The sequence below is a fragment of the Jannaschia rubra genome (assembly GCF_001403735.1).
Classification (GTDB): domain Bacteria; phylum Pseudomonadota; class Alphaproteobacteria; order Rhodobacterales; family Rhodobacteraceae; genus Jannaschia; species Jannaschia rubra.
This window is the reverse complement of the sequence record NZ_CXPG01000009.1, coordinates 156273-173700: the sequence shown is the minus strand read 5'-3', so window position 1 is coordinate 173700 and position 17428 is coordinate 156273. Positions and strand designations below refer to the sequence as shown.

Annotated in this window: 17 protein-coding genes; 8 read left to right on the top strand and 9 right to left on the bottom strand. The window is 67.4% G+C overall.

The window, feature by feature from the left end:
* The first annotated feature begins 35 nt into the window (after window positions 1-35).
* A complete protein-coding gene (locus tag JAN5088_RS01100; protein WP_055680948.1) occupies window positions 36-1568 on the top strand; it encodes an alpha-amylase family glycosyl hydrolase in 1533 nt (510 codons plus the stop codon).
* A 12-nt stretch (window positions 1569-1580) separates the two neighbouring features.
* Here JAN5088_RS01100 and JAN5088_RS01095 read toward each other — a convergent pair whose 3' ends face one another.
* From JAN5088_RS01095 to JAN5088_RS01080, 4 genes are all read right to left on the bottom strand, one after another.
* Window positions 1581-2630 (bottom strand): SDR family oxidoreductase, encoded by a 1050-nt coding sequence (locus JAN5088_RS01095; RefSeq protein ID WP_074962373.1) that lies wholly within the window; start codon window positions 2628-2630, stop codon window positions 1581-1583.
* Between the two features lie 144 nt (window positions 2631-2774).
* Window positions 2775-3830, bottom strand: a complete 1056-nt coding sequence (locus JAN5088_RS01090; protein ID WP_055680947.1) for a DUF3618 domain-containing protein — start codon at window positions 3828-3830, stop codon at window positions 2775-2777.
* On the bottom strand, window positions 3830-4225 hold the full coding sequence (locus JAN5088_RS01085) for a phage holin family protein (RefSeq protein WP_055680946.1): 396 nt from the start codon (window positions 4223-4225) through the stop codon (window positions 3830-3832). The genes JAN5088_RS01090 and JAN5088_RS01085 overlap by 1 nt, the downstream gene beginning before the upstream one ends.
* A complete protein-coding gene (locus tag JAN5088_RS01080; protein ID WP_055680945.1) occupies window positions 4222-4881 on the bottom strand; it encodes a hypothetical protein in 660 nt (219 codons plus the stop codon). Before JAN5088_RS01080 ends, JAN5088_RS01085 begins: the two co-directional genes overlap by 4 nt.
* Before the next feature lie 14 nt (window positions 4882-4895).
* Between JAN5088_RS01080 and JAN5088_RS18800 the strand changes: the two genes are divergently transcribed.
* From JAN5088_RS18800 to JAN5088_RS01055, 6 genes are all read left to right on the top strand, one after another.
* Window positions 4896-5057: a hypothetical protein gene (locus JAN5088_RS18800; RefSeq protein ID WP_158448455.1), complete on the top strand. Its 162-nt coding sequence runs from the start codon at window positions 4896-4898 to the stop codon at window positions 5055-5057.
* A 59-nt stretch (window positions 5058-5116) separates the two neighbouring features.
* A complete protein-coding gene (locus JAN5088_RS01075) occupies window positions 5117-6346 on the top strand; it encodes a putative DNA modification/repair radical SAM protein (protein WP_055680944.1) in 1230 nt (409 codons plus the stop codon).
* A gap of 1 nt (window position 6347) precedes the next feature.
* Complete coding sequence (locus JAN5088_RS01070; protein WP_055680943.1) at window positions 6348-7796, top strand: UdgX family uracil-DNA binding protein; 1449 nt, start codon at window positions 6348-6350, stop codon at window positions 7794-7796.
* 115 nt (window positions 7797-7911) lie between these two features.
* On the top strand, window positions 7912-8763 hold the full coding sequence (locus tag JAN5088_RS01065) for a UTP--glucose-1-phosphate uridylyltransferase (protein WP_055680942.1): 852 nt from the start codon (window positions 7912-7914) through the stop codon (window positions 8761-8763).
* 27 nt (window positions 8764-8790) lie between these two features.
* Entirely contained in the window at window positions 8791-9576 is a 786-nt protein-coding gene (gene otsB, locus JAN5088_RS01060; protein WP_233489683.1) for a trehalose-phosphatase, read from the top strand.
* Window positions 9569-10957: an alpha,alpha-trehalose-phosphate synthase (UDP-forming) gene (locus tag JAN5088_RS01055; RefSeq protein ID WP_055680941.1), complete on the top strand. Its 1389-nt coding sequence runs from the start codon at window positions 9569-9571 to the stop codon at window positions 10955-10957. Before otsB ends, JAN5088_RS01055 begins: the two co-directional genes overlap by 8 nt.
* On the opposite strand, the gene JAN5088_RS01050 is transcribed toward JAN5088_RS01055, so the two are convergent.
* The 5 genes from JAN5088_RS01050 to fsa all read right to left on the bottom strand — a co-directional run bounded on the left by JAN5088_RS01050 (window position 10943) and on the right by fsa (window position 15076).
* A complete protein-coding gene (locus JAN5088_RS01050) occupies window positions 10943-11794 on the bottom strand; it encodes an alpha/beta hydrolase fold domain-containing protein (protein ID WP_055680940.1) in 852 nt (283 codons plus the stop codon). The two genes, JAN5088_RS01055 and JAN5088_RS01050, sit on opposite strands and share 15 nt — an antisense overlap.
* Entirely contained in the window at window positions 11794-12594 is an 801-nt protein-coding gene (locus JAN5088_RS01045; protein ID WP_055680939.1) for an SDR family NAD(P)-dependent oxidoreductase, read from the bottom strand. The genes JAN5088_RS01050 and JAN5088_RS01045 overlap by 1 nt, the downstream gene beginning before the upstream one ends.
* Before the next feature lie 82 nt (window positions 12595-12676).
* Complete coding sequence (locus tag JAN5088_RS01040) at window positions 12677-13603, bottom strand: tyrosine recombinase XerC (RefSeq protein WP_055680938.1); 927 nt, start codon at window positions 13601-13603, stop codon at window positions 12677-12679.
* Window positions 13600-14298 (bottom strand): DUF484 family protein, encoded by a 699-nt coding sequence (locus JAN5088_RS01035; RefSeq protein WP_055680937.1) that lies wholly within the window; start codon window positions 14296-14298, stop codon window positions 13600-13602. The genes JAN5088_RS01040 and JAN5088_RS01035 overlap by 4 nt, the downstream gene beginning before the upstream one ends.
* Window positions 14299-14422: 124 nt before the next feature.
* The gene (gene fsa / locus JAN5088_RS01030; protein WP_055680936.1) at window positions 14423-15076 is read right to left on the bottom strand and encodes a fructose-6-phosphate aldolase; all 654 of its coding nucleotides are present in this window, start codon (window positions 15074-15076) and stop codon (window positions 14423-14425) included.
* 98 nt (window positions 15077-15174) lie between these two features.
* Between fsa and JAN5088_RS01025 the strand changes: the two genes are divergently transcribed.
* The gene (locus JAN5088_RS01025) at window positions 15175-17373 is read left to right on the top strand and encodes a primosomal protein N' (protein ID WP_055680935.1); all 2199 of its coding nucleotides are present in this window, start codon (window positions 15175-15177) and stop codon (window positions 17371-17373) included.
* Window positions 17374-17428 lie beyond the last annotated feature (55 nt).

Sequence of the window (17428 nt, the reverse complement as noted above, 5' to 3'; positions counted from 1 at the left end):
CGCCCCTTTTCCGCGATCTTTTCGGAGACCACCGCTTGTCGAAGTCACCCTGGCCCGCCGCCCCCGTCATCTATCAGATCTATCCGCGATCCTTCCGCGACACGACGGGCAACGGCATCGGCGACCTGAACGGCATCTTCGAAAAGCTGGGGTATGTGGCGGATCTGGGCGTGGACGCGATCTGGCTTTCCCCCTTCTTTCCGTCGCCCATGGCGGATGGGGGCTATGACGTGGCGGACCATCTGGACGTTCATCCCCTGTTCGGGACGTTCGCCGACTTCGATCGGGTGGTCGAACGGGCCCATGACCTGAACCTGCGGATCATCATCGATCAAGTGTTCAACCACACCTCCACGACGGCCCCATGGTTCCGGCGATCCGTCGCGCGCGATCCCGACTATGATGATTACTACGTCTGGGCCGATCCCAAGCCCGATGGAACGCCGCCGAACAACTGGTTGTCGCAGTTCGGACCGCCCGCCTGGACCTGGAACCACCAGCGGCGGCAGTACTATTTCCACAACTTCACCGCGGCACAGCCCAGCTTGAACCTGCGATGCGAGCGGGTTCAGTGGGAGCTTTGCACCATCATGCGGTTCTGGCGCGACCGGGGTGTGGACGGGTTCCGGATCGACGCGGTGACGTCCTTCCTGTTCGACACCTCGATGGCCGACAACCCCGCAGCATCCGAGACGGTGCAAGGTCGTGTCAGCGGGGCAGATTTCGTGCCCTACACCTATCAGGACCACGTCCATGACATCCTGCCGGGCGACGGCCTTGCCTATGCCGAGAACCTTCGCGAATGGGCGGGCGACGAGATGTTCCTGATCGGCGAGATCACCTCGGGCAACGAATCCGTCGAACTGGCCTGCGGGTTGACGCAACCGGGCCGGATGGATGCCGCCTATACGACCGATTTTCCCGAGAACGATGCATCTGCCGCCGCTTACGCCGACATTCTGACAAGGGCGTCCGACCCGGGGAGGCTGGGGTGGTGGCTGTCGTCGCACGACCAGCCCCGGCATGCGGCCAAGGCCGGCAACGGAACGGTCCACGACGTCAAGTTCCTGGCGCTTGTGCTGGCGACCGCGCCGGGGCCGGTGATCCTGTATCAGGGCGAGGAACTGGGCCTGATCCAGCCGCGGTTGTCCAAGTCCGCCGTCACCGATCCCTATGACCTGCTCTACTGGCCCGATGGTCCGGGACGGGAGGGCGCGCGCGTGCCCATCCCCTGGGCCGAACGTCCGGGCCGGGCCTTCACCACGGGGCAGCCGTGGCTGCCGATGGACTGGCCCGTCGACATTTCGGTCAGCGTGCAGCACATCGCGGCGGACAGCCCGCTGCGGTTTTATCGGGCCGCCTTCGCCTTTCGGAGGGAGCGCCTGGGCCGTTTGGAATTGCAGGACTGGTCTCGCGACGGTGATATCATAAAGCTGGAATATATGGACGCGCAGGTGATCCTGAACTTCGGCCATACCCCCGTGCCCATTGATGGGCAGCCCGACTTCGCGTCGGGGCCCACCAACGATGTCCTGCCGGGGCGAACCGCCGCAGTCTGGCTGCGCTGACCTGGCCGGATCTCAGCGCGGGAGGCGTCGGATGCGGTCGCGATCCTGCACCGCGGGCCGATCGGACTCCTCCCGGGGCCGGGTAGCCCGCCCAAGCAGGATGCCGGCGACGAGGATCAGGGCCGCCCCGCCCAGCGCGGCGCCCTTTCGGGCGAAGTCGCCATCGACGATGATCGCCCGGTTCGAAGCCTGTTCGCCATAGGATCCTGCGGCCCGTGCTGGATAATCCGGGTCCGGACGATCCAGGTTGCCCGGCCCTCCCTCGGGCGGAGCATCGCCCTTCTGCGACGACACGCCGACCTTCGTCAGTTGCCGCTCGACCGTCGGCGGCAGCAGGAAGTTCCCGACCATCAGCTTCAGGACCGAGCGGCCCACCAGGATCTCGCGCGCGTCCGTGTCTATCGCCCGCATCACCCCGTCGGCGCCGACCTGCGGCGAGAAGATGGGCGGCGCGGGCTGGGGCTTGCGATCCATGCGGTTGAGCGCCCAGTCGAACTGCGGCGTGTTCATCCCCGGCAGCTGCACCATGCTCAGCGTGATCGGCCGGCCGGCCTGCGCCAGCTCGATCCGCAGGGCCTGGGTAAAGCCTTCGGTGGCGTGCTTGGCGCCACAATAGGCCGCCTGGTTGGGAACCGAGGCATAGGCAAGGCCCGACCCCACGTTGACGATGTTCCCCCACTCCATGACGCTCAAGGCCGCCCGGCAACCGTTGACGGCACCCAGATAGGTCGTCTCGGTGATCCTGCGGAATTCCTCCTCCTCGACCTTCTCGAACGGAGAGAAACTGGTGAGCATCGCGCTGTTCACCCAGACCTCTGGCGTGCCGAACTCCGCCGCGATGTCCTGTGCCGCCGCAGTCAGCGCGGCGCCGTCGGACACATCGACCGATCGGGTCCAGATGCGGTCCCCGAACTGCCGCTCCATATCGTCCAGACGGGACTGGCCGCGCGCCATGACCGCAACGCGGTACCCACGGGTCAGCAAGGCTTCGACCACCGCGCGGCCGACGCCTGCGGTTCCTCCGGCGACGACGGCGATGCGGGAATTGGGGTCAATCGTCATGGGCGATGTCCTTCAATGAGCTTTCCGGTGTCGAACCCCTGCCGCAGGCGCCGGTTCCGCGCACGTCATCGTTCGGGGGTGCGACGAATCGAAACGGGCGCGACCCTTTCGGATCGCGCCCGGACATGTTGTACGGTGACGCGGTCAGCCCACGCTGCCGCCCAGATCACGACGCTCGGCCTCGGACTTGGCCGCATCGGCGATCCGCTCGCCTGCGGACTTGGCGGTCTTCTCCGCATCGGCCACGGCACCCTTGGCTTCGGATGCGCCGGATTTCACCTGCTCCAGCGTCTCGGTCGCGACGGCCTTGGCCTCCTCGGCCGCGGCTTCGGCCACGGCACGGAGCTTGGCCTTCTCCGAGTGATAGATCCGCTCCGCCTCGGCCAGCGCCTTGTCGCGGTAGCTGCCGAGATAACGGTCTTCCTGCCGGGTCCGCGGCAGGGCCAGCCCGATAGCGGCACCGACACCGAAGGCCAGAAGCCCGGCGATGATGGGCTGATTGCCATAGGCTTCGCGTCCCGTGGCGGCATAGTCCCGGGCGACGGCCTCCAGACGCTGTTCTGCATTCCAGGCCGCTTCGCGGGCGGCGGCCAGACGGTCACGTGCGGACTCACTCATGTTCTCGGTTCCTTCCTTGAATTTCTCGCGGAGGGACTTCTTCTCCTCCGCATCGTGCTCCTCGACGGTGCGGTACGGGCGGCCACCGGCACCCCTGGGCGGCCGGGGAGGCATCTGGGCCGAGATGCGGTCCAGCCTGGCCTTGAAGCCGCCCTTGGGCTCGGGTGCGTGCCGGAACCCCGGCGTCGTCTCGTATTCGCGATGATCGTAGGCGATCTGCGGTTGGTGTCGTGGCTTGGGCAACGCCTTCGGCGGCTCCGGCTGCCGCGGCGCCACGCTGGTATCGTGCGTAGCGGCCCAGCGGTCATAGGTGCCGGCCTTGCTGCTGCGCGAGACCGTGGGGCCCGCGATCAGCCAGGCGAGGCCCGCGCCCGTCACCGCGAGCGCTACCGGGTTGCCCTTGGCCTGCCGGACGGCATTGTCCGCAAGATCGCCGCCGTGTTCGCGCAGCAGGCCCGAAACCCGCTCGACGATGGCCTCAGGCGACACCTGACGCTGCAATTCGTCGAGCGACCGGGCCAGCTCGCCACGTTCGGCTTCGATCTCACGTTCGATGTCGTCTGCGGTTCTGCGATCTGACATCAGACGTTCTCCTTCACTGTACGGGCGTCACGCTTCACGTTCTTGACGGTCCGGGTGGGCGCCAGGCTCGACAGCTTGAGATCGTTTAGACCTTTGGCCACCATGGCGAAGGCGACGATCGCAAGCAGGCCGCCGACGATCAGCGCCGCCCATCCGGCATCGAGACCCAGTTCGGCGATCGCCGCGACAAGGGCCGCCGCGAGGACGTTGAGCGCCACGAGCGCGATGACCAGGGCACCAACCAGAAGACCGACGGCGACGGCCGCACGGTTGATGTTCTCGGACATCTCCGCCCGGGCCAGATCGACCTCCTTGCGGACCAACCCGGCGACGTGACCCAGGATATCCGCAATCAATCCGGTCGGACCCTTGGGTGGGGGAACTCGATCGTTCATCGCGTCACCCCGCCCCGGCCGTAATCGCGACCGAAGTCATCCTGGCCGTATTCGTTGCGCGCGTAATCGTTGCGCCCGTAGTCGTTCCGGGCGTAGTCGTTCCGGGCGTAATCGCTCCGGTTCTCCTCGGAAGACTTCATGAGGCGTGCCGCAGCGAACCCCACGAGCGCCGCGCCGCCCAGGAACATCGCGGGATTGCGACGGGCAAAGCTCGACACGTCGTCGGCGAGGGAACTGAAGTCCTGCTCGCGGATCATCTCGGCAGCCTGGCTCAGGTTGGAGGCGAGATAATCGGCCGCCTGCGCCTGATAGCTGTCGTCGCCGAACTCGCGGCCTGCGCTGCGGATGTTGTCCGCGGTTTCATCGATGCGGGACGTGGCCTGCTCCTTGAGGCCCTCGGCCCGACCTTCGGCCATGTCCCTCGCTTCACCGGCCAGACGGCTCGCTTCCGCCTTTGCCTTGTCCTTCAGGCCGGCAGCCCCGGATTGCGCCTCGTCGGCAGCTTCTTTCGCGGTCGCGACGGCCTCGTCGACGGGCGACTGTCCGCCGCGCTCATCCTTCAGCGCGGCGCTTCCGATGGGCTCAGGCTTGCCGGTAGGCGTAGTCTTGTTTGAAGTGGGGGAGGTGGCGGACGATGTGGTCTTCTTCGCTGACATTGTGAAGGCTCCTGATGAAGTTATGGATTTCGGCGTCCTCAGGCGATGAGCTGGAGAACGGCCAGCACGACGACGACGACACCGATGATATAGAAAATACTGTGCAACGCGGTCTCCTCGATGTGGCTTCCGACCTGCGATCCGCTGGTCTGCTGTGGGCGGTCAACGCATCGTGATGGATTCCCGTTCCCACGCCGACCTTGTTGTTTACGAATTTGGAACATATAGAGAACTCATGGCAAGAATGACGATTCGCGATAAGCTCGCTCTGCTTTCGGATGCAGCCAAATACGACGCGAGTTGCGCGTCCTCTGGCACGTCGAAACGCACGTCGCGCGACGGGTCGGGGCTCGGTTCCACCACGGGGTCGGGGATCTGTCATGCCTATGCGCCGGATGGTCGGTGCATCAGCCTGCTAAAGATCCTGATGACAAACTACTGCGTCTTCGACTGCGCCTATTGCGTGAACAGGGTGTCGTCGAACGTGCCCCGCGCGCGGTTCACTGTGGAGGAGGTCGTCTGGCTGACCACCGAGTTCTATCGCCGCAACTATATCGAGGGACTGTTCCTGTCGTCGGGCATCATTCGGTCGTCCGATTACACGATGGAGGAGATGGTCCGCATTGCCGAGACGCTGCGCGCACAGGGCTTTCGCGGCTACATCCATCTCAAGACCATTCCTGACGCCTCTCCCGAACTGATCGAACGGGCAGGGCTTGCGGCGGATCGCCTGTCGATCAACGTCGAGCTTCCGACGGATGCGAGCGTCCGCGCATTCGCGCCCGAAAAGAACCCCGGCCAGATCCGGAGCGCAATGGCACGCGTGCGCACGACGGGCGAGGATTATGCCGAAACGTCGTGGAAAGGTCGTCGCCGGGGCAAGTTCGCCCCCGCCGGTCAGTCGACCCAGATGATCGTAGGGGCCGACGCCGCGGACGACGCCACCATTTTGGGCAACGCGCATCGACTTTACGGCGCCTACAACCTGAAAAGGGTCTATTACTCGGCCTTCTCGCCCATTCCCGATGCGAGCGCGGTTCTGCCACTGGTCGATCCGCCCCTGATGCGGGAACATCGGCTCTATCAGGCGGACTGGCTGTTGCGGTTCTACGATTTCTCGCTGGACGAGATCGTGACGCGGGATGCGGGCGGAATGCTCGATCTCGACGTCGATCCGAAGCTGGCCTGGGCCCTCACCAATCGAGATCGGTTTCCCGTCGATGTGAATGCCGCCCCGCGCGACATGCTGCTGCGGGTGCCGGGATTCGGCGCGAAGATCGCGGATCGCATCCTGGCGGCACGGCGGTCCGGCAGGCTGGGGCTGGACGACATCCGGCGCATGGGGGGCCGCGTCAAACAGGCGCTGCCCTTCATCGTGACGCGGGATCACAGCCCGAAGGGATCGCTCGACTCGGCCGACCTTCGGACCCGGTTCGTCAAGCCCAAGCAGATGGAGCTTTTCTGACGTGTTCGCCCCGCGCCTTCCGCGCATCGGCACCTATGCGGCATGGCGGGACGCCGCCCGCGGCCTGGCGCTGGCGGGGGTCGCGCCGTCGGCAGTCGACTGGGGGCTGACCGGGGAAACGCGGTCGATGTTCGACGCGCCCTTGCCGGCGGGCGAAGGGCAGCTCCTCGTGCCCAAGGCGTTCCTGGACCTCACGCACAGCCTGATCCCCGAACGATCCGGGCGGGGAATGGCGTTGGCCTATGCCCTGCTTCATCGGTTGCAGGGCGATCCGTCGCTGCTCGGCAACCGGGCGGATGCCGACGTTGCGCGGGCCCATGAGATCGCCAAGTCCATCCGGCGCGATATTCACAAGATGCACGCCTTCGTCCGGTTTCGGGAAATCGCCGTCGAGGGCGACCGCCGCGCCTTTTCCGCCTGGTTCGAGCCCGATCACCGGATCGAGGAGGAAACCGCCGGGTTCTTCGCCGATCGGTTCGGCGACATGGATTGGCAGATCGTCACGCCCGAAGTCGTCATCGCGCATGTCGCGGGACAGCTTTCGCTCGAAGCCGTGCCATCGGTGCGGCCCGACGGGGACGATGCGCTGGAGGAACTCTGGACGACCTATTACTCCAACATCTTCAACCCGGCCCGGCTGAAGCCCGCGGCGATGCGCGCCGAAATGCCGCGCAAGTATTGGCGGAACCTGCCTGAGACGCGGGCCATTCCTTCCCTGATCGCGGGGGCACGCGGTCGGGTCTCGGCGATGCAGGCGGCGGGGCCGTCCCTCCCCGCACCGCAGTCGCTTCGTCGAAAGGTTCCGACCATGCCCGAACACCCCCTTCCCGATGCCGCACCCCCCGGCGATCTGGCCACGCTGCGCCATCTGGCGACCGACTGCACGCGTTGTCCGCTCTACGGCCCTGCGACGCAGGTCGTCTTCGGCGAGGGGCCGGCGGATGCGCGGCTGGTCATCGTGGGCGAACAGCCCGGCGACCGTGAGGATATCGAAGGCCGCCCCTTCGTCGGCCCCGCGGGACAGCTTTTCGACCGGATCGCCGCAGAAGCGCGGCTGGACCGCTCCACGGCCTATGTCACCAACGCGGTCAAGCATTTCAAGTTCGTGCAGCGCGGCAAGCGGCGCATCCACCAGCGGCCGAACACGAGCGAGGTGTCGGCCTGCCGTTGGTGGCTCGACCGCGAGGTGACCACCGTCGATCCCGACCTCGTCGTCGCCATGGGGGCCACGGCGATGGGAGCCTTGACCGGAAAGGCCACGGGGCTGCTGAAGCGGCGTGGCGGGATCGAGACGATGACCGACGGGCGGCCCGTGCTGATCACGGTGCACCCGAGCTATCTCCTCCGCCTGCCCGATCCGCAGCTGCGCGAACGCGAGACGGAGCTGTTCCGCGACGATCTGGTTCGGGTCCGCAGCTTCCTCGAAGATCCCGCTTCGCTCCGCCCTTGACCGGCAACCGGCAGGCGCCCAGATCGTGCGACCGATGACGGGTTTGGGCGGAACCGGCCGCGCGATCGGGGGGTTTGTCCTGCGACAGCCCGTCTCGTTTTCCAGGATCACTGCCATGACCCGTCTATCCACCGTCATTTTTCCCGTCGCAGGCCTTGGCACACGCATGTTGCCCGCCACCAAGGTCACGCCGAAGGAGCTTCTGCCCGTCTATGACACGCCCCTGCTGCAATTCGCGCTGGAGGAGGCGTTGGCCGCCGGAGCGCGCCGTCTCGTCTTCGTCTCCCACCCCGAGAAAGCGGCGATCGAGGATTACCTGCGCCCTGTCCCGAACCTGGAAAGCAAGCTGGAAGCCAAGGGCAAGCATGAGCTTCTCGACGCCGTCCGCGCCAGCAGGGTGCCCGAGGGCGTCGACGTCGTCTTCGTCATGCAGCCGGAAGCTTTGGGGCTGGGTCATGCGGTGCTCTGCGCGGCGGATCACGTTCTGGACGGTCCCGTCGGCGTGATCCTGCCGGACGACCTGATCCTCGGACGACCAGCCCTGCGGGAGATGGCCGACGCCTTCGAGCAGCAGACAATGACCAGTCTCGTGGCCGCGCAGATGGTGGCATCGGACCGGGTTTCCAGCTACGGTATCTTCGATTGCGACGACGGGGAGTTCGCCCCCGGCACGGCGCGCCCTGCTCGGGCCTTCGTCGAGAAGCCCGCGCCGGGCGATGCCCCATCGCGGCTGGCGGCCGTGGGCCGATACGTCCTGTCGCCGGGTATCTTCGATGCGCTGCGGGCGACGGAGGCGGGAGCGGGCGGCGAGATCCAGTTGACCGACGCCATCGCCGCGATGGGGGGCATCCACGCCTTCCGCTTTTCGGGAACGCGACACGACTGCGGATCGAAGGACGGCATGGTCGAGGCGACACTCGCAGTCCAGAAGGGTCGGCGGTCGCACCTGTCGGTTGCCGCCGAATAGGAGACGCGACATGGGGAGGAAGCGCAGATGCTATTCTATCAGTTGACGGGATTCATGGGAGCCAGCGAGGACGACACCATCGCCTGCAAGGCGCCGCATCTGCCGGATCCTTCCACGGCGTCCCTGCTGCTGGACTTCGACGGGACGCTGGTGGAGATTGCCGACCGGCCCGACGGCATTGTCGTCACCGACAAGGTGCGTTACCTCCTCCGCCACGCATCCGAGCGGCTGGAGGGGCGCATCGCGCTCGTCTCCGGCCGCAGCATCGAGGATCTGCAGCGGTTCCTGCCTGACTTCGATGGCCCCCTCATCGGCACCCATGGGGCCGAGATGCGCATCGACGGCGAACGGACCGAGACGGAGAAGATCGACCATTCCACAGTCTCGCGCCTGATCCGCCTAGCGGAGGATTTCGGCGCCCTGCGTCCCGAATTCCTCGTCGAACGCAAACCTTCCGGCGTCGTCCTCCACTACCGCCAGGCGGAGGATCACGCGGCGCTGGCGCTCCGGTTCATGGAAAGCCTTGCCATGGCCGCCGATGGCTTTCGCCTGCAACCCGCGCTCATGGCCTATGAGTTGAAGCCCGAGAACATCGGCAAGGACGTGGCCTTGCGGAAGCTTCTGGCGATGCCTCCCTTCGCGGGCACGACGCCCGTGTTCATCGGCGACGACCTGACCGATGAGCCCGCCCTTGACCTCGTGCAGGAGATGGGGGGCTTCGGCATCAAGATCGGCGAGGCCGAGACCGTGGCCCGCCATCGCCTTGCCGATCCGTCGGGATTGATCGGGTGTCTGGAGGAATGGCTTGGCTGACCAGTCGGACAGGCCCGGACGCCTGATCGTCGTCTCGAACCGCATACCCAAGGGCGATGTCCCCGCAGGCGGTCTGGTTTTCGCCATCCACGAAGCTCTCTCCGGCGCCGGCGGCCTCTGGATCGGGGCGGCCGATCCCACGCCTCGGGCCGACGACGGCCTGACCCGTATCGGCAGCGGCACCTACGACCGGGCTACCTTCGCGCTGAGCGAGAAGGAGCATCACGGATATTATCTCGGCTACGCCAATTCCGTTCTCTGGCCCCTGTTCCACCACCGCCCCGACCTTTTGCAGATAGAAGAGGGCGATTTCGAATCCTATGCCGTCGTCAACCGCCGCGTGGCCCGCGCGATCGGCAAGGTCGCGGGTCCCGACGATCTGATCTGGATACAGGATTATCATTTCCTGATGGTCGCGCAGGAGTTGCGGGCCCAGGGACTGACAAACCGCATCGGATTGTTCCTCCACATTCCCTTCCCAAACCCTACGGATGTCATGGCCCTGCCGCAGGTGGCGGCGCTGCCGGCCTGGCTGGCCGCGCATGACGTCGTCGGCCTGCAGACCATGCGCGACGTGACCTCCGCCAACGAGATCCTGCGCCACGACCGGCAGTCGCAGATGCTCAACGACGGCTACTGGACGCGGGCGGGGCGGGTCTTCTCGATCCTCAGCTTTCCCATCGGGATCGACGCGCGGGGCTTTGCCGAGACGGCGGCCAGAGCGCCGCGCGTGGAATTGCAGCTGGCGCCCGACGCGCCACTCCTCCTCGGAGTGGACCGGCTCGATTATTCGAAAGGGCTCGTTCACCGGTTCGAGGCTTTTGACGAGTATCTGGGCACCCGCCGGCCCGGCGACCCGCGGCCCACGTTCCTCCAGATCGCCCCCGTCTCGCGCGAGGATGTCACCGCCTACCAGGATATCCGGGAGGATCTGGAGCGCGCCGCGGGCTCGATCAACGGCGCGCATGCCGACCTCGACTGGACGCCGCTGCGCTATGTCCGCCGGCACATCGACCGGGACGTCATCGCGGGACTTTACCGACGCGCGGACGTGGCCCTCGTCACGCCGCTCGCGGACGGCATGAACCTCGTCGCCAAGGAATTCGTCGCCGCGCAGGACGACAATAATCCCGGCGTGTTGATCCTGTCGCACTTCGCCGGTGCCGCCGAACAGATGAAGGCGGCCGTCCTGGTGAACCCGTTCGATACCCACAGTTTTGCCCAAGCCCTCGACCGGGCGATCCGCATGCCGCTCGAGGAACGACGCCAGCGCCACGATGAGCTTCGCAAGCTGGTCTTCGAGAAGGATATCGATTGGTGGACCCAGACGTTCCTGCGCCGGCTGTCGCGGACCGAACGCTCGCTGCTACGCCGCCGCTGACGTCACCCTGTCGATGGCGAACTCCGCCGCCCGGTCCAGCGACGCGCACGCCGCGTCCCACCACGGCGCCCAGACCTGCGCCATATGCAACAGTCCCGGCGTCACCGTAAGGTGGATGTCGGCCCCGGCGGCGCGACCCCGTTCGACCAACGCGAGGGAATCCCCCAGCAGCACCTCGGGCGTCCCCACCTCGATCCAGGTGGGCGGCAGCAGCGACAGGTCGTCCAGCACCGGCGAGACCTGCGGATCGTCGGACGCCATGTCGCCGAAACACATCCGCGCCAGCCGACGATCGTCCGCGTCGTCCACCATCGGGTCGTCGTCTTCCATCGCGGTGCGCGTATCGCTCAACCCGCTGCGATCGGTGTTGGGGGAAAACAGAAGGAGCGCGGCGGGGGGGCGACCCTCCCGCGACATGGCCAGCGCCGTCACCAGCGCCAGATGCCCGCCCGCGCTGTCACCCGCCAGGATCGGGGCCGGGCCGCCGGGAACGGCCGCCAGCGCATCGTCGAGCTGCGCGGGCCAGCGATGTTCCGGCGCCAGCGCATAATGCGGCAGATGCACCACCAGCCCATGGGTGTCGGCCAGATAGCGTCCGATACGCGCGTGGGTGTCCGGTCCGCCGAAAACGTAGCCGCCGCCGTGGAACCAGATCACCGGCGGCAGCCCGACCGAGCGTTCGGGCCGCAGACAACGCGCGCTGCTGTCCGGGCGAGCCCCGTCGCCCAGGACGAGACGACAGAAATTCGACCGCATCTCATCCGGTGACTGGCCCAGCGGATGCTCGGCGATGCGCGCCACGATCTGTTCGCGGGTGACGGGTCCCCGAAAGGCCATCAAATGTTGATGGCCTGAACCGACCCTCCGTCCACCCGCCAGTTCGACCCGTTGACGAAACTCGCGCGTTCGGAAGCGAGGCAGGCAATGACGAAGGCCACTTCCTCGGGCCTGCCGCGTCGCTTGAGCGACAGGTGCGGGCGCTCCTCCTCAAGGAAGCTCTCGACCGCCTCATCGACGCTGGTGCCGCGTTCCTTGGCGCGCTTTTCCATCATGCCGTCGGTCATGTCGGTCTTGATGAAGGCGGGCGCCACGCAATTCACGAGAACCCCCTCCTGCGCATAGATCTGGCTCATCGAGGTGGCGAAGCTCAGCACCGCCGACTTCGAAGCGTTGTACACGGCCTCGTCCGGATAGGGTTGCGCCACGTTCTCGGAGGTGACGAAGATCGCCCGGCCCCACCCCCGCTTCCGCATCCCCGGAATGAATGCCTTGGAAATGCGGACCGCCGTCATGAAGTCGGTGTTCCAGGCGTGCATCCAGTCGTCTTCGTCGATGTCGTCCAGCGGGTCGCCCTTTGCCCCCGTGACGCCGGCCGCATGGATCAGGATGTCGCAATCCCACCCGGCCTCGTCGCAGGCCTCGGCGATCCGGTCGGCACCGGCCTGTTCGCTCAGGTCCGCGACGACCGAGACCACGCCCTGGTCCAACTTGTCCATAACCTGCTTCAATTCGTCCTCATCAATGTCCGACAGGACGAGATTGCATCCTTCGGCCTGGAGGATTTTGGCCGTCTCATAGGCCATATCGCCCGCCGCGCCGGTGATGACCGCGGTGCGGCCCTTGATGTTCAGATCCATGTCGTGCGTCCTTGCTTCGGTATCAGGTATCGCAAGGCAATCCTTCGGCGGCCGCTCCGGTTCCTGCGACAGCTGCGCGCGGTCAGCGGCCGTGAGGATGGGCGCGGGCGTAGGTTTCCATCAGGTGCACGGTATCCACGGCCGTGTAGGACTGCGTTGTGGACAGCGAGGCGTGGCCCAGAAGCTCCTGGATGGATCTCAGGTCGCCGCCTGCTTCGAGGAGGTGGGTGGCGAAGCTGTGGCGCAGGGCATGGGGCGTGGCCGACGACGGCAGGCCCAGCTGCATCCGCGCCCGTGCCATGACACTCGCGACGATCCGCGCGTTGAGGGCCCCGCCCCGGGCGCCGCGGAACAGTGGCCCCTGTGGCGTCAGGTCGTGCGGGCAGGCCGCGACGTACCTGTCCACCGCCTTTCGCGCGACCGGCAGGACGGGCACCAATCGTTCCTTGTCGCCCTTGCCCCGCACCCGCAGAACGTCGGGCAGCGGTGCATCGGCGCCCATCAGCGCCAGCCCCTCGGATATCCGCAGGCCGCATCCATAGAGCACCGTTACCACCGCCACGTCGCGCAGCGCGATCCATGGCGTTTCGTGCTGCATTCCCACGGTCTCGATCAGGTCCCGCGCGGCGTCGCGCCCGAGCGGACGAGGCAGCGGCTTGCGAAAGCGCGGCGCGCGGGTCGAGAGGATTGCCGTCGGATCGAAGCCTTCGCGCTCGCACAGCCAACGGACAAAGGACTTGACCGCAGACAGGCGCCGCGCGACCGACCGCGCGTTGGTGCCGCGCAGCCGCTCCGCGGCCATCCAGGCGCGCATGTCCGCGGTGCCGAGGCGCCCGATCTCAGCCAATCCCATTGGCCCGCCCCGGTGCCCGGCCTGAAACCGCAGGAACGCGGTCAGGTCGCCGGCATAGGCCGTCAGCGTGTTCTCGGCCGCGCCGTCCAGCGCCCGCATGTGCGATAGCCAGGCCTGCATCGCATCGCGGGCGCCGGGGCTGAGGTCGAGCGTCATTGCAGGTGGCGGCGCAGCACCCGTTCCAGCGCGCCGGCCAGGAAGGTCAGAAGCTCCGTCCCCTGATTGGCCCGGAACTGGTGCGGATCTTCGGAGGCGAAGACCAGCATTCCCGGCAGGCGTCCCTGCCCTAGGTCGAGGCTCAGCAGCGCTTCCGACTGCAGCCAGTCGCCCGCATCCCCGAACACCGCGTCCGAGGCCTGCGCGCATTGCCGCAGCGTCACCTGACACGTCGGAACGTCGCGGCCCTGGGTGATGTAATCGCGCACGAAACCGGCCTCTACGGGGACAACGGCCGCATGGGGCGGATCGGCCGAATCAGTCGCCTCCAGCACCAGCCGCACGCGGTCGACGCGCACGATGTCGGCCAGATCGCCCGTCAACTGGTCCAGCAGCGTGGGAAGGTCCGGCGCCTCCAGCAACTTGAGGACGCAGCGGTGAATCTGGTTGGTGCCGGCCAAATTCTCATAGGCGGCAGCGATGACGCTGCGGTGCGTATCCTCCAGCCGGTCGAGCCGTGCTTCCAGGCGCTCCATCGCCACGCCGCGCAGGTCGACGATGTTCTGGCCCATCTGCCGCTCGTTCGCGGCGATCAGGGCGCGCATCAGGTCGCGGTCGTCGAGGATCATGTCGGGGTCGGTCAGGATGCGGTCACGCCAATCGTGACCCGCGGCCCGCGCGGTCTGGTCTGCCATCTGCTCTCTCTCCGGTCTTTGCCGATTTTCGAGGGGGATAGCACAGACGGACGGCGGCGCAGCGAGAAATCCGCGCCGCCGTCCGAATTTCCGCCCGACTGTGTGATCCGGGCGCCGTGCGGGCCTAGAGGATCTTCTGGCCGGTCTTGGCCCAGTCCTTCAGGAAGGCGTCGAGCCCCGCGTCGGTCAGCGGATGCTTGATCATCGCCTGGATCACGCCCGGAGGCGCGGTGGCCACATCCGCCCCGATCAGCGCCGCCTCCTTCATGTGGTTGGCGCTGCGGATCGACGCGGCCAGGATCTGCGTGCCGAAATCATAGTTGTCGTAGATCGTGCGAATGTCCTGGATCAGGTCCATCCCGTCGGTGTTTATGTCGTCCAGCCGCCCGATGAAGGGGCTGATGAACGTGGCCCCGGCCTTGGCCGCCAGAAGCGCCTGATTGGCCGAGAAGCACAGCGTCACGTTGACCTGCGTGCCCTCGTCCGTCAGCACCTTGCACGCGCGCAGCCCCGCCCAGGTCAGCGGAACCTTGACGCAGATGTTGTCGGCGATCTTGGCCAGATGCCGCCCCTCGCTCAGCATCTCGTCGAAGTCCGTGGCCACGACCTCAGCGCTGACCGGGCCGTCGACCAGGTCGCAGATCTCCTTGGTGACGTCCTGGATGTCGCGGCCCGATTTCAGGATCAGCGAGGGGTTGGTGGTCACGCCGTCGACCATTCCCAGGTCGTTGAGCTCACGGATGGCGTCGATGTCGGCGGTGTCTACGAAGAATTTCATGGCGTCCTCGACAGTTTTTGCGTTCGCCCCGTGATACTCCCGCCCCGGCGTCAGGGCCAGCCCCCACCCCTCTGGCATCGGCGACCGGCAGACGCGATATGGGGGACATGACGACGCATCACCCCAGGGGCACGCCGGTCGCCGTGCTGACGACGCAGCCGCTCGACCGCACGCTGGACTATCGCGCGCCCGAGAGCGGCGTGGCCGACGGCGCCTTCGTCGAGGTTCCGCTGGGCCCCCGCCTCGTGCCCGGCGTGGTCTGGGGGACGGCGGCGGGCGATTGGCCCGCGGAAAAGCTTCGAACCGTCGCGCGCGTGCTGGAGGTTCCTCCCATGCGGCCGGCGTTCCGCGACTTCATCGAACGCGCGGCGGCCTATACGCTGACCCCCCTGCCCGCGATGCTTCGCCTCGCCCTGCGGTCCCCGGGGCTGGGCGAGGCACCGGGCAAGCGCCGTGTCTACAGCCTGGGCACGGGCGTCCCCGACCGCGCCACGGCGGCGCGGGACAAGGTGATCGCCGTGCTGCGCGACCGGCCGTCGGACATCTTCGCGGCAAGGGAACTGGCCGATCTGGCGGGTGTGTCGACCGGCGTGGTCAAGGGGCTGGTCGCCTCCGGCGCCATCGTCGAAGGCGCGCAGGCCCGCGATGCCGACTTCCCCCCGCTCGACGCGGGCCGGCCGGGCAAGCCCCTCGCCCCCGATCAGGCGCAGGCGGCGACGACGCTGCGGGGGGCAGTGGCCTCCGGCACATACGGCACGACGCTGCTGCGCGGCGTCACCGGGTCGGGCAAGACCGAAGTCTACCTGGAGGCGGTGGCCGAATGTCTGGCACGGGGACGGCAGGCGCTGGTCCTGCTGCCCGAGATCGCACTGACGGCCGAATTCCTGACGAGGGTCGAGGCACGGTTCGGCGCGCGCCCGGCCGAATGGCATTCCGGCGTCACCCACGCCGAGCGGCGACGCACCTGGGCCAAGACGGCGCAGGGACAGGCGCGGCTGGTCGTCGGCGCCCGGTCGTCGCTGTTCCTGCCGTTCCGCGACTTGGGCCTGATCGTCGTGGATGAGGAGCACGACACCTCCTATAAACAGGAAGACGGGGTGCTGTATTCGGCGCGTGATATGGCCGTGCTGCGCGCGTCCTGCGAAGGGGCGCAGGTGGTGCTGGCGACGGCCACCCCCTCGCTCGAAAGCTGGGCCAATGCGGAGTTGGGGAAATACGCGCGGCTCGACCTGACCTCGCGCTTCGGTACCGCCGTCCTGCCCCGCCTGCGCGCCGTCGACATGCGCGACGAGGATCTGCCCGGCGGCCGCTGGATCTCCCCCACCCTCCGGCGCGGGATCGAGGCGCGGATCGCGCGGGGCGAACAGTCGCTGATCTTCCTCAACCGCCGGGGCTATGCGCCGGTGACGCTCTGCCGGGCCTGCGGGCAGCAGGTGGCCTGCCATCAGTGCGACGCCCGCATGGTCGAACACCGCTTCCAGAAGCGCCTGATGTGCCACCAGTGCGGCGAGACGACGCCCATTCCCCCCGCCTGCCCGTCCTGCGGGGTCGAGGGCAAGCTCGCGGCGGTCGGCCCCGGCGTGGAACGCATGGCCGAGGAAGTCACCGCGCTGTTCCCCGAGGCGCGCGTCGCCGTCCTGTCGTCCGACCTGTTCGGCTCGGCCCGCGCGCTCAAGGCCCGGGTGGAGGAGATCGCGCAAGGCGGCGCCGACATCGTCGTGGGCACGCAGCTCGTGGCCAAGGGGCACAACTTTCCCCTCCTGACCCTCGTCGGCGTGATCGACGCGGACCTCGGCCTGCAGGGGTCGGACCTGCGCGCGGCGGAACGCACGTTCCAGCTCATGCGTCAGGTGTCGGGCCGGGCGGGCCGCGCCGACCTGCCGGGCGAGGCGTTCCTGCAGACCTATCAACCCGACCACCCCGTCATCCGCGCGATCCTGACGGGCGACGAGGAGGCCTTCCTGCGGCAGGAGGCCGACCAGCGCCGCGCCGCCGGCGTGCCGCCTTACGGCCGGATGGCGGGCATCGTCATCTCCGACCCAGATGCCGCGGTGGCTTTCGACGTGGGCAATGCGCTCGCCCGCAACACCGCCATGCTGCGCGACGTGGGGGCCGAGGTCTGGGGGCCCGCTCCCGCCCCCATCGCCCGTATCCGGGGCCGGCACCGCGTCCGCCTTCTGGTGCGCGCGCCGCGTCAGGCGCCGATCCAGCCCGCGCTGGCGCAATGGGTGGCGCAGGTCCGGCTGCCCGGCACGACCCGCCTCAGCATCGACATCGACCCGCAGAGCTTCCTCTGACCCGCCCGCACGCGCGGTCTTTGCTTGTCCGGTCTTTCCACCGGAGGCTCCGCCG